At 66.3% G+C, this 11,945-nt stretch carries 9 protein-coding genes; 6 read left to right on the top strand and 3 right to left on the bottom strand.

Features of this window, described 5'->3' with window-relative positions:
* Window positions 1-4: 4 nt before the first annotated feature.
* Window positions 5-706, top strand: coding sequence for an HAD-IA family hydrolase (locus M2319_RS04930; RefSeq protein ID WP_264600326.1), 702 nt, complete (start codon window positions 5-7; stop codon window positions 704-706).
* On the top strand, window positions 706-2,001 hold the full coding sequence (locus M2319_RS04925; protein ID WP_264600325.1) for an NAD(P)/FAD-dependent oxidoreductase: 1,296 nt from the start codon (window positions 706-708) through the stop codon (window positions 1,999-2,001). Before M2319_RS04930 ends, M2319_RS04925 begins: the two co-directional genes overlap by 1 nt.
* A gap of 20 nt (window positions 2,002-2,021) precedes the next feature.
* Here M2319_RS04925 and M2319_RS04920 read toward each other — a convergent pair whose 3' ends face one another.
* Window positions 2,022-4,013, bottom strand: coding sequence for a C1 family peptidase (locus M2319_RS04920; RefSeq protein ID WP_264600324.1), 1,992 nt, complete (start codon window positions 4,011-4,013; stop codon window positions 2,022-2,024).
* Window positions 4,014-4,351: 338 nt separating this feature from the next.
* Between M2319_RS04920 and M2319_RS04915 the strand changes: the two genes are divergently transcribed.
* Window positions 4,352-6,742 carry a methyl-accepting chemotaxis protein gene (locus M2319_RS04915; RefSeq protein ID WP_264600323.1) on the top strand — a complete coding sequence of 797 codons (2,391 nt, stop codon included), beginning with the start codon at window positions 4,352-4,354 and terminating at the stop codon, window positions 6,740-6,742.
* Window positions 6,743-7,232: 490 nt separating this feature from the next.
* On the opposite strand, the gene M2319_RS04910 is transcribed toward M2319_RS04915, so the two are convergent.
* On the bottom strand, window positions 7,233-7,556 hold the full coding sequence (locus tag M2319_RS04910) for a rubredoxin (protein WP_264600322.1): 324 nt from the start codon (window positions 7,554-7,556) through the stop codon (window positions 7,233-7,235).
* 94 nt (window positions 7,557-7,650) lie between these two features.
* A complete protein-coding gene (locus M2319_RS04905; RefSeq protein WP_264600321.1) occupies window positions 7,651-9,540 on the bottom strand; it encodes a PhoX family protein in 1,890 nt (629 codons plus the stop codon).
* Window positions 9,541-9,959: 419 nt separating this feature from the next.
* Here M2319_RS04905 and M2319_RS04900 point away from each other — a divergent pair, with 419 nt between their 5' ends.
* The 3 genes from M2319_RS04900 to M2319_RS04890 all read left to right on the top strand — a co-directional run bounded on the left by M2319_RS04900 (window position 9,960) and on the right by M2319_RS04890 (window position 11,942).
* Window positions 9,960-10,673 carry a ZIP family metal transporter gene (locus M2319_RS04900; protein WP_264600320.1) on the top strand — a complete coding sequence of 238 codons (714 nt, stop codon included), beginning with the start codon at window positions 9,960-9,962 and terminating at the stop codon, window positions 10,671-10,673.
* A 240-nt stretch (window positions 10,674-10,913) separates the two neighbouring features.
* Window positions 10,914-11,228 carry a hypothetical protein gene (locus M2319_RS04895; RefSeq protein ID WP_264600319.1) on the top strand — a complete coding sequence of 105 codons (315 nt, stop codon included), beginning with the start codon at window positions 10,914-10,916 and terminating at the stop codon, window positions 11,226-11,228.
* A gap of 195 nt (window positions 11,229-11,423) precedes the next feature.
* Window positions 11,424-11,942 (top strand): GlcG/HbpS family heme-binding protein, encoded by a 519-nt coding sequence (locus M2319_RS04890; protein ID WP_264600318.1) that lies wholly within the window; start codon window positions 11,424-11,426, stop codon window positions 11,940-11,942.
* The last annotated feature ends 3 nt before the right edge of the window (window positions 11,943-11,945 follow it).

Genomic DNA, 11,945 nt, shown 5'->3' with positions numbered 1-11,945 from the left:
GCCCATGGATTTCGCCCGTTTCAAAGTGCTGACCTTCGACATCGTCGGCACCTGCATCGATTTTGAAAAGGGCGTTCTGGACGCCGTGCGCCGGATCGGGGGCGCTGCCGCCGCCGGATTGTCGGACGATGATATCTTCGGGCCCTACATGGCCGGCCGGGACCTCAACTACGGCCGCTCCAGCGAGGCTTTCGTCGAGGTCTATCTGCATATCGCAAAGGAACTCGGCCTTCCCGCGACGCTTGAAGCGGCGCGGGATTTCCAGCTCTCGGTGCTGGAATGGCCGGCCTTTGACGATTCCGCTGAGGCCCTCGCCCGGCTTCGCACCCGGTTCCGTCTCGTCGCCATGACCAATGCGGACCGCACCGCCTACAGCGCCTACAACCACCGGCTCGGTCTTCCGTTCAACGATGCGGTGACCTGCGACGAGGCCCTGTGCGCCAAGCCCGATCCGCGGTTTTTCGACTACAACCGCGGCCGCCAGGGCGCGTTCGGTTATGCCCAGAACGAGATCCTGCACGTCGCCCAGAGCCAGCACCACGACATCGGCGTTGCCCGCGAGCTCGGCTATACGGTGTGCTGGATCGAGCGCCGCCACGACCAGCCGGGCTACGGCGCCTCGCCGGAGCCGAAAGCGTTCACCGAGCCCGACCTTCGGCTGCCGAGCCTTGGGGCCCTCGCCGATACGATCTTCGGAGCACCCTGATGGACCTGCCGTCGCCGCCGAAGTCGCTGTGGCGCGAGACGGCGCCGGCGATGGAGGACAGTCCCGCACCGCAGGGGGATATCTCCTGCGACGTGGCGATCGTCGGCGGCGGCTTTACCGGGCTTCACGCGGCGCACGCCTTCGCCGATGCCGGGCTTTCCGTAGCGGTCTTCGAGGCCGGCCCGGTCGGGCTCGGCGGCAGCGGGCGCAATGGCGGCGTCGTCTCGGCGAAGTTCCGGCGCGCCTTTACCGACCTTGCCAAATGCCACGGGCTCGACACCGCCCGGCGCATGCACGGCATCGCCAATGCCAGCGTCGACCACCTGATCGCCACCATCGAGCGGTTCGACCTGAAAGAGGCCGGATTTCAACGCGTCGGGGCGTTGAAATGTGCACACACTAAGGCGGCCTTCGACCATGCCCGCGAGGAGGCCGACTGGTTGGGACAAACCCTCGGCGAGACTGGTCTCCATGTGCTGGACCGCGAGGCCGTCACCGAGGAGACGGGCTGCGACGGCTTCGTTGGCGGCGTCCTTCAAGACCGCGCCGGCGCCCTTCAGCCCCTCGCCTATCTGCAAGGGCTCTGGGCGGCGGCCCGCGCCCGCGGCATCGCGGTCTATGCGAACGCTCCGGTCACCGACATTTCCGAGAGCGGCACGGACGCCCGGCTGCGCATCCCCGGCGGAGAAATCTCCGCCAAACAAGCCTTCATTGCCACCAACGCCTATTCGTCGCTCACCAACGCGACGCGCCGTCTGGCGCGCAGCCTGGTGCCGTTCCGCAGTTCCATCGTCGCAACGGAAAAGCTTCCCGCCGATCTGGACGCCCGGCTCTTGAAGCGCGCGCGCAGCTACACCGAGACAAGGCGCATGATGCGCTGGTTCCGCAAGGTCGACGGGCGCATCGTCTTCGGCGGACGCGGCGCGCTCGGGCACGTGGACTCGCCCGCCGCTTCCCGCCGGTTGGAACAGGCGATGCGGACGATCTTCCCGATGCTCGGCGACGTCGGTGTCGACTATCGCTGGTCCGGATATGTGGCCCTTTCCATGGACGGCCTGCCGATGGCCGGGATGCTCTCCGACAGGATCGGCTATGCCGCCGGCTTCAACGGCTCCGGCGTTGCCATGTCCGGCTATGTGGGCAATCAGGTGGCGCAGCTCATGACCGGGCGCCCGCACGAGCTTGCCCTGATCGAACGGGCCTCCGTTCCAGCCGTGCCGTTCTACGCGTTCCGCTCCATCGGCGTCCGCGCCGTGACGTTTTCCTACGAGCTGATGGACGCCGCCGGGCTGTAACTCCTGGCTCCCGCCCTCCCCTAGTACCCCTCCATCTCGTGCTGCTGGAACCCCTTCGGCTGGTCGAAGGCCTTGCCGAGGATCGCCTTCAACACGTGGTTCATGGTCGCCCGGTCGTTGTCGAAGCCACCATGGGTCCGGGCATCGCTCGCCTTCTTCTGGCGGCCGGCATAGACCTCGTCGAGGCCGGAGACAGACCCGACGTCGCCGGAAAAGATCTCCATGCCGAGCAGCGGCTGGCCGGCGGCAACATCCATCGACGGGCGGACGATGTCCTCAAAGGCGCTGGAGACGAGATAGAGCAGCGAGCGGCCATAGAGCGGGCCGACCGTGTCGTCCTCCTCGCGGCTGTCGATGAGGCGGTAGATGGTCGCCTTCTTGACGTGGTCGGCCTTGGAACTCTTGCCGATGCGCGGGCGGATCAGGTTGTCGAACAGTTCGGTGGTGCACGCTGGCGCCATCAGGCTAAGGCTGGCGACCGGCGGGCCCTTCAGCTTCATGGACGGGATCGCGTCGAGCAGATGACCGTGCAGGATCGAGCCGGCGCTGTGGCCGACGAGGTGGATGCCGAAGGGCTTCTTCAGGCCGGCATTCATGTCGAGGAAGAGCTGCATCACCTGGTAGCCGCCGCCGCCCGGCAGGAAGCTGCGGCGCGCGTCCTCCTTCATCTGGCTCCAGACGGCGCGGCCGATCGGGCGGGCGAGCTTTTCGAACAGTCGGTCGCGGAACCCCTCGACCCAGCCGACGCGCTCCGCAGAACTCCGGTAGGCGCCGGCAAGGGCGTCGAGCAGTTCGTCGGTGAAGCCGGTGCCCCACATGAAGTGGATGGGATAGATGCGATTGCGCTTGAACACTTCCTTCATGGCGTGGATGCGCCGGGCGGAATCGTCCTCGGTGTTGAGCCCGCCGTGGGCGTAGAACAGGATGTGGTCGTAAGTGCGCTTTGCCGCGCTGGTCTCCGCAGCCTTTGCCGCAAGGAATTCCGCCGTTTCCTTCAGGCTTTCCAGGGGCGTCGCGTAGCGCCCGGTCTCGACCAGCGCGGCATCGTCGATATTGGCGAAATGGCCGACGATCTCGTAGCGCTTGGGCGGCGATGCCTTGGTGTCGCCGCCGATGCTGGCCTCGCGGGCGATCGCGGCCTTGACGAGATCGAACGCCTTCGGCGTCGGCACGGACAACCGCAGCACCCAGGCGTCCATGACGTTGGCGGCCCAGTCCTGATAGGACCAGTGGGCAATGCCGGGCCGTCCCCCGAAACCGCCCCAGCTCTCGCCCCAGGAATTCTGGATCAGGAAGCCTTCGGCATCGTAACCGACGATCGCAAAGGCGTGGCCGCCGGTCTGAATGGCCGAGTGCACGATGCGTCCGTCCTGGGGCTTCTCCCAGCCGCGATGCACACGGGCGGAACAATAGACCACCCGGACCTCGTTAAGTGCGACGTGATAGTCGATGATTTCCGGGCGCAGGCGGAAATAGGCGCCAAGGCCGACGAGGCGTGCCGCCTCGGCCTGTTCCTTGGTCAGCGTCCAGTTGGTCGCACCGGCATCGTAGGGGGCGAGGTCCTCGCTGCAGACGCCGTTGTGGAAGAAGCCCTTCAGGGCGCCGCGAATGCTCGAGCCGGAATAGTCATCGCCCTCCCACTCGTCGTGGAGCTTTGCCATCTGATAGAGCATGCGCGGGCTGACACGCTCCGGCAGGTACTCGCCGCCGTTGCCACGGCGCAAGCTGTTGAGGTGATTGATGACGGCGGCAAGGCCGAAGCCGGTGCAGGCACCCTCCCGGCCCTGGTTGAGGACCTTGACGCCCTCGGGCGGATCGAGCTTCAGCTTCAGATCGATAAGCGCCGGCTCGTAGAACCGGTCGCGCAGGTCCGGCGGATCGGGCATGACGTCGACGACCCGCTCTCCCATCGTCGGCGACAGCTCCCGGCCGTCCTCTGCCAGGGTTCGCGCTTTCTGGACAGGCGGCTTTACCAAGACCACCGGCGGCATTCGCTGAGTGTTGTCGTGCATGGATTCCTCCCGGGTGTTCCCCCTTTTCTGTGGGGGGTTTTCACAACCAAGAGTACGCCTTTGACAACCTTCCGACCACGCGCTGCAAAGGCTCTGCACGAAATATTGAAGACGGCGTACCGGCGCCAGGAACGCCGCCGCCACCTTGAACACATCCCGGGATGTTTATAACTACGATGTAAATTGTGTAGACGGGATCGACGGAAATACTCTCCCTTTCGTATTATTTGGATTCACCCACTGAAAACAGACGAACGGACGCGATGACTCCGGACTCTCAGACTTTCTTAACTCCAGATACTTAAAAGTAGAGCTATCTTTATGCGCAAGGTCGAAAAATGCTTCATATCTTCCGCAACATGTCGATCAAGACGAAGCTCGCACTCGGTGCCGCGGGCACCATCCTTCTGACCGTCGTCATCGCCGCTGCAGGCATGTACAGCGTCAGTTCGCTGGGCGGCTCGGTCTATGCCGGGCGTGGACTGACCAACGCCCTTGCCGGCATGGACACGGTCAGCCGGCTGAAGGCGCAGTTCATCTCCCATCCCGACGACGCGATCGCGGAAAAGGTGACGGCGACGCTCGACGGTGTGAAAGGCGGATTGCGGGAGACAGCGTCCGGCGATGCGGAAATCGATACGGCGCTCGCCGCGCTCGACAGCTTCGCCGGATCGTTTGCCGTGCTCGCAAACGCCGTCCGTGAAATCGACGAAAATTCGGCGGCAATGACGCAATCGGCGGCGGCGCTGCGCGATACCGGCACCAAGATCAAGACCGACGCCAAGCAGACGGAAACGGAGCTCCGGAACCGCCAGGCCAGCCAGCGCGCAGTGGTCGACCGGACCCAGTCGCTGGCCATCGTCGCCAGCGAGGCGACCGAAGCCGCGCTGAAGACGCTCCTGACCTATTCCGCCTTTTTCCAGACCAACAAGGTCGCCGACCGCGAGGCGGCGGAAGCGGATTTCAAGATCCTGAAGGAAAAGGTCGCGACCCTTTACGGGGCGTCGGTGTCGCCGGAGGCCGATGCGGCCGCGGCAGACCTGAATGCCAGCGTGACCAAGGCCGAGGCGACCCTTGGCAGGCTGTTGGAAGCGCTTGAAGGGGCGAGCGGGTTTTCCGTCCGGCTCGAGGCCCGCAAGGCGGCGCGCGCAGCACTCGGCGTCATCGCCGGCGATACGGAAAAGCTGCGGCTCGCCTATTTCGCCTTTGTCGACCAGACCCGCGCCGACATGGAAAAGATCGACCAGGAGGCCCGCGGGGCGATGTCCCGGGCCCATGTGGGCGAGACCTTCGCCAATGCCGCGCAGACCGCAAACGGCGGTGTCTGGGCCTTCCGGGCCGAGCCGACCGAGGCGCACCGCGAAGCCCTCGACAACACGCTCGGCCTCCTCAAAGGCCTCGGCGGCGCCATCAAGGCGATGACCAAGGTCGATGTCGGCCCGGTCACGGGTTCCTTCGAAGCCTCGCTCGCCGCCCTTACCGCCTCGCGCCAGAAGCTCGATGCGGCCCTTGAAAAGGCCGACGAACAGGAAGAAATCGTCTCGACCATGATCGCCCGGCTGGCCAACCGCAACGCCGTCGGCGCGACGGAGACCGCCGGCAACGCCAGCACGCTGATCGGTGCCGTCGCGCTCTTTGCTCTGGTCTTTACCGCCGCACTGATGGGCGCCCTGTGGCTGCTGATCGGACGGCCGCTGTCGTCGCTCACCGCGGTGACGCGCCGGGTGGCCGAGGGCGACCTCGACGTCGCGGTGGGCAATGACGGCCGCAAGGACGAGGTCGGCCAGCTCATGCGGGCGATCGGCACGTTCCGGGAGAATGCGGTGGAGAACCGCCGGCTGTCGGCAGAACAGCACCAGAGCCACCTTGCCGGCGAACAGCGCCAGCAGGCGGTCGACAGGCTGATCGCCGACTTCCGCGTCGAAATGCAGGAAGTGCTCGCCTCCGTCGCGGTCAACGCCGACCAGATGCAGCGCTCGGCCGAGACCCTCAACGGCGTTGCGGAATCGACGTCGCGCCAGGCATCCTCGGCGACGATGTCTTCCCAGGACGCCTCCCAGAATGTGCAGACCGTCGCCGCGGCGGCCGAAGAGCTTACCGCCTCGATCGCCGAAATCGCCCGCCAGGTCTCGACCACCTCCGGCATCGTGGAGACCGCCACCAACAATGCGGCGGCGACTTCAGAGAAAATCCGTTCGCTGTCGGAGGCCTCCCAGAAGATCGGCGAGGTCGTCAACCTGATCTCCGAGATCGCCGAGCAGACCAACCTCCTCGCCCTCAACGCCACCATCGAGGCGGCCCATGCCGGCGAACAGGGCCGCGGCTTCGCGGTCGTCGCCTCCGAGGTCAAGGCGCTCGCCACCCAGACCGCCAAGGCGACAAAGGAGATCTCCGACCAGATCGCCGGCATCCAGTCCTCGACGACCGAGGCCGTGGAGGCGATCACGCAGATTTCGGAGACCATGGTCGACGTCAACACCTACACCGCTTCGATCGCCTCGGCCGTCGAGGAACAGGGCTCGGCGACGAGCGAGATCTCGCGCAACGCCCAGCAGGCGGCGGACGGGACCCGCACGGTGTCGCAGAGCCTCGACGAGGTCTCCTCGGCGACCACCAAGACCAACGAATCCGCCAACCAGGTGCTGGCCGCCTCCAGCGAGGTCGACCAGCAGGCCGAACGGCTGAAGGCCGCCGTCGACCGCTTCCTGGACGGCGTCGCGGCGGCTTAGCTCCTGGCGCTCAAACGCCGCGCGAGGCTTGACGGCGCAAAGGCGCCGGCGCGCACTTCCAGGGTTTCATGCGTCGCCCCACCCTCTCCCGTCACCCCGGGCGGAGCGAAGCGGAGACCCGGGGCCCATTGCCCTTTCCGCGCGGTATGCAGCTTCAAGCCTCGGCGCGGCCTCCCACCGAGCCAAAGCCCCGTTCCACCAATCGGCGGCGTACCGTATGGACAGGGGCATTAGGCCCCGGCTCGGGGGCCGGGGTGACGGCAGTTTTTTGGGCAGGCGGGCGCGTTCCTTTTTCGGCGACGACGAAAAGGAAACGTCATCGCGAGGGTCCGAAGGACGGGCAGCGGCGCGTGACGCGAGCCTGGGTCGCCGACGCGGCGATCCAGAGCCGCTTGCTCAGGGCATGCGGCCCCTGGATTGCCGCACTCGCTTCGCTCGTTCGCAATGACGGCAACCTTTCCCTCGGGCACTTTGTGCGCAAGCCCTGCCCTCAGGCCGGCACGTCGACCTCGACCCATTCGTTGAGGGCGATGAAGTGGCTCTTGGGGTCGCCGCAGATGTGGCAGATCCAGTCGTCGGGCAGGTCCTCGAAGGCAACGCCGGGCGGGATCGGGTTGGCCTCGTCGATGATGTTGATGTCGCCGAGGGACGGATCGTAGATGTAGGGATCGCAGTCCTGGTTGGTGCAGCGCCATTTCTGCAGGCGGACGGTCTTCGTCGGCGCGCTTGCGAGCGCTCGCCGGTTGCCCGTAACGACGGCGAACAAGGCGGCAAGGCCGGCAACCACGCGCCGGCGTGTCAGTCCCTGAAGCATGACGCACCCCTCGATACAGCCGACCGGGGCGGACCGGCCGGACAATGGACCGGCGGCAGGGCAGAGCCCGCCGCCGGCAATCCTTTGAGCAAAATCAGCCGATCAGACCGCCGTCCTCGCGGGTGACGGCAATGATGGCCGAGCGCGGAACGCTGTCGCCGCCTTCCGGCCAGTGGCTGTCGCCGCGCTCGCCCGGGTGCTGGATGCCGACCAGCATGGTGCGGCGGTCCGGCGTCCAGGTGAGGCCGGTGACCTCGCACTCCTTCGGGCCGACCAGGAAGCGGCGGATCTCGCCGGTGACCGGATCGCCGGCCAGCATCTGGTTGTTGCCCTGACCCTCGAAATCCTTGGCGTTGGAGTAGTTGCCGTCGGTCTGGATCCAGAGGACGCCGTTCGAATCGAACTGCAGGCCGTCCGGCGAGTTGAACATGTTGTCCTTGGTGACGTTGTCCGAGCCGCCATAGGCGTCGGAATGGACGGTCGGGTTGCCGGCCAGCACGAACAGGTCCCAGGAAAAGCCCTCGGCGGTGTGGTCGCCATTGTCCGGGCGCCAGCGCACGATCTGGCCGTAATTGTTGGCCTCGCGCGGGTTCGGGCCGCCGACGGGGGTCTCGTCGCCGCCGGCATTCGGCTTCTTGCCGCGGTTCTTGTTGTTGGTGAGCGCCATATAAACTTCCGGGGCGTTCGGGTTGGCCGAAATCCACTCCGGACGGTCCATGGTGGTGGCGCCCACGGCCGACGCGGCCTGGCGGGTATGGATGCAGACCTCCGCCTGGCTCGCCATGCCGGTGGTCTCCGGCGTCAATGCCACCCACTTGCCGGTGCCGTCGTCGCTGAAGACGGCGACGTAGAGCGTGCCGTCGTCGAGCAGGCTGTCGGTATCAGCGCCCGGCGCAAAGACGCCGTTGGAGACGTAGCGGTAGGCGAACTCGCCGCGCTCGTCGTCGCCGAGATAGACGACGATGCGGCCGTCATTGGCAACGACGCATTCGGCGTTCTCGTGCTTGAAGCGACCGAGCGCGGTGCGCTTCTTCGGCGTGGAATTCGGATCGCGCGGATCGATCTCGACGACATAGCCGGCGCGGTTCGGCTCGTTCGGATGCTTGGAGACGTCGTAGCGCTCGTCGATCTTCGCCCAGCCATAACCCCAGTCGGCGGCAGAGATGCCGTAGCGATCCAGTTCCGGGGTCGGCTCCCAGCCTTCCGCGGAGGCCGAGAAGTAGCCGTTGAAGTTCTCCTCGCAGGTGAGATACGTGCCCCACGGGGTCGGGCCCGAGCCGCAATTGTTCCAGGTGCCGAGGGAGGTGGTGCCGGACGGGTCGGCGTCGGTCTTCAACAGGTCGTGGCCGGCGGCCGGACCGGTGAACGTCATCTCGGTCTTCGGGGTGATGCGGCGGTTGTACGGGCTGTCCTTGACGATGCCCCACTTGCCGCCCTCGGGCGCGATCTCGACGATCGAGATGCCGTGCGCCATCATGCCCTTGGCGATGTCGTCGTCAGTCTCGGCCTTGCCGCCCTCGCGGTTGCCCCAGATGATGTCGGTGTTGGTGTACTCGTTGTTGACGACGAGGATGGTGCGGCCGTCGATCGAATAGGTCTGCATGCCGTCGGTGTTGTCGCCGAAGGCGCGGGCCTGGGTCTCGGCGCTGCCGCGGGTGGCGTGGTCGAAGTCGGCAACGTCGGACCACAGCGGATCGCCCCAGCGCACCAGAACCTCGGCCTTGTAGCCTTCCGGCACCATGATCGCGTCTTCCGTGCTGGTCGGGATCTGGGTGAACGCGAAGCGGTCGGAGGCGGCGCGGGCGCCGGCCGGCACCAGCGAGCCGAGCGCGGCGAAGCTGCCGAACGCCATGACGCCGGTCATCAGGCCGCGGCGGGAGATCGCGGTGTCGACGATGCGGTCGAAATCGCACTCGTCGGGCCGCGGATTGTTGATCTCGTCGAACTCGTCGAAGGTCGGCTTGTTGTCGGTGGTGGAAGACATCCTCAGCTCCTGTTGAAGGTCTTGTTCTGTCATGTGACCGAAGGCACGCCCCGACCGCGCATGGTCGCCCGTGCCGGGCCGATGCCGTCTGGCATCGCCCGGAGGCTTCCGGCCGCCCGCTGCGGGTGAACGCTCTATGGATGTCTCCTAAATGGCGGATTCAAAAGTTTCATGACATTGGAATGAAAATAAATCCGAACGGCCCGGAAATCATTCAAGGCATTGATTTCTAATTATCTATTTCCCGCAAGGTATTGCATACGTGTAGCGGGGCCTTGCTGCACACAGCGAAAAAGTGCACGGGTCGGCACCGGTTTGAACGCGATATGGGTCGGGGCAAGACGACGGCCCGCGGCGGCACCAATCGGCCGGGCCGGCACCGGTCCAATCCGGCTCCCGCTTGGGCTATCCTTGTCGCCATGACCCAGCTTCATCTTGCGATTCTCTGCACCACCCTTGCCGGCGCCATGATCCCGCTCGGCGCCTGGCTTGCCGTCGTCGAGCGCATCCGGCCGAACTGGCTGGAGGAGGAGTTCCGCCATTCCGTCATCGCCTTCGGCGGCGGCGTGCTGCTTGCCGCGATTTCCTTCGTGCTGGTGCCGGAGGGCATCGACAAGCTGCCGGCGACGGCCTCGGTGGCGGCGTTCGCGGCCGGCGGGCTCGCCTTCTTCTGGCTCGACCGGATGATCTCCGGCAATGGCGGCTCCAAGGCGCAGTTCGTCGCCATGGTCTCCGATTTCCTGCCGGAGGCGCTCGCCCTCGGCGCGCTGTTCGCCACGGGCGACCCCACCGGGCCGCTGCTGGCCGCGCTGATCGGCCTGCAGAACCTGCCGGAAGGCTTCAACGCCTATCGCGAACTCGTCGCCGGCGGCCGCAAGTCGCCGAAGACCATCCTCGGGGCGTTTGCCGCGGTGGCGCTGGTCGGGCCCATCGCCGCCGTCCTCGGCCACGTCTACCTCACCAGCCTGCCGGAGCTGACCGGCTTCGTCATGCTGTTCGCCGGCGGCGGCATCCTCTACCTGATCTTCCAGGACATCGCCGTCCAGGCCCATCTGGAGCGGCGCTGGGCGCCCTCGCTCGGCGCCATCGGCGGCTACCTGGTCGGCTTGATCGGTCATCTGATCGTGCATTGACGCGCGCCGCGCTGTCGGCGAAGGTCCGTCCAACCACGGATTGCGACCAAAGGCGGCATGAGATTTACGCCAAATTCCCCCTATCTAATGGGGAGGGCGGACGCAGCATTGCGGGCCGGCACCGGGAACCGGAAACGGTTGGTCCCGTTGCTGCAAAGGAGCCGGAAGAAGGGATGCCCCTTTTTCGAAACCGGCCGAACCGCCCCGCGGGAAAACGTTCAAGACGAAGGGAAGCACCCCATGACGCGCGTCAGCTATCTGGAAAACCTGAAGAGGCATATGGAGGGCGTGGAGCGCGATATGCAGGCCGCCCGCCAGAAGATCGAGAGCGGTGCGGCCGTCGACAAGGTGTCGGCGAGCGGCGAGCTGGCGGCCCTTGAGGCCCAGCACCGCGAACTGATGGAGCGCATGGACCACGCCATCGAGCACCATTCGGACGAGTGGTCGCCGCTGCATACCGAGTTCCAACGCGACGTCGATGCGCTGACCGACGCGATGGAGCGCTGGATCGACCAGTATCCCGGCGCCCGGGTCGTCGAGCGCGAACGGGAATAGACGCGTCTTACGCGCCTGAAATAGGACGCCGGCGATCCGCCCGGATTGCCGGCCCTGTCACTGCAATCCCCTAAAACGCATTCTCTTTCTTGCATGTGATAAGCTCGGCGGTCTAGGCTGGCTGCCTGGCGGCGCATGCGCTTGCCGATAACAAGGGCCGGCTCCGACCGGCCCGATGCAACAGGGGGAAATGCCATGAACAGATTGACCGCAATGGCCGCGGCGGCGCTCGTCGCTAGCGGCGTCTCGATGCCGGCCGCCGCCCAGGACGGCGCCGGGGACGAGGCGACCGTCAGCCACAAGTCGCTGACGCTGGAGACCGCGCTCGACCTTGCCCAAGCGGCGCTCGCCCATTGCCGGGAGGCCGGCTACCAGGTCGCGGTCAGCGTCGTCGACCGCGGCGGCACCCAGCAGGTCTCCCTGCGCGACCGCTTCGCCGGGCCGCACACGCCGGACACCTCGTTCCGCAAGGCCTGGACCGCCGTCAGCTTCCGCACCGACACGCTGGAACTCGCCAAGACGACGGAGTCCGGCACCTCCTGGGCCGTGCGCAACGTCACCATGGCGCTGCCCCTCGGCGGCGGGGTGATGATCCGCGACGGCGACGGCAGCCTCCTCGGCGCCGTCGGGGTTTCAGGCGCCCCCAGCGGCGAAGCCGACGAGGGCTGCGGCAAGGCCGGCATCGCCGCGATCGCCGACCGCATCGCGTTCTAAGAA

The organism is Rhodobium gokarnense (assembly GCF_025961475.1).
Classification (GTDB): domain Bacteria; phylum Pseudomonadota; class Alphaproteobacteria; order Rhizobiales; family Rhodobiaceae; genus Rhodobium; species Rhodobium gokarnense.
Note: the sequence above shows the minus strand (reverse complement) of the source record. Positions and strands in the feature narration are given on the sequence as shown.

Bases quoted from the DNA above. Each gene is read 5' to 3' on its own strand.
- M2319_RS04925 (WP_264600325.1), top strand. From the start codon at position 706: ATGGACCTGCCGTCGCCGCCGAAGTCGCTGTGGCGCGAGACGGCGCCG.
- M2319_RS04895 (WP_264600319.1), top strand. From the start codon at position 10,914: ATGACGCGCGTCAGCTATCTGGAAAACCTGAAGAGGCATATGGAGGGC.
- M2319_RS04900 (WP_264600320.1), top strand. From the start codon at position 9,960: ATGACCCAGCTTCATCTTGCGATTCTCTGCACCACCCTTGCCGGCGCC.
- M2319_RS04915 (WP_264600323.1), top strand. From the start codon at position 4,352: ATGCTTCATATCTTCCGCAACATGTCGATCAAGACGAAGCTCGCACTC.
- M2319_RS04930 (WP_264600326.1), top strand. From the start codon at position 5: ATGGATTTCGCCCGTTTCAAAGTGCTGACCTTCGACATCGTCGGCACC.
- M2319_RS04920 (WP_264600324.1), bottom strand. From the start codon at position 4,013: ATGCACGACAACACTCAGCGAATGCCGCCGGTGGTCTTGGTAAAGCCG.
- M2319_RS04905 (WP_264600321.1), bottom strand. From the start codon at position 9,540: ATGTCTTCCACCACCGACAACAAGCCGACCTTCGACGAGTTCGACGAG.
- M2319_RS04910 (WP_264600322.1), bottom strand. From the start codon at position 7,556: ATGCTTCAGGGACTGACACGCCGGCGCGTGGTTGCCGGCCTTGCCGCC.
- M2319_RS04890 (WP_264600318.1), top strand. From the start codon at position 11,424: ATGAACAGATTGACCGCAATGGCCGCGGCGGCGCTCGTCGCTAGCGGC.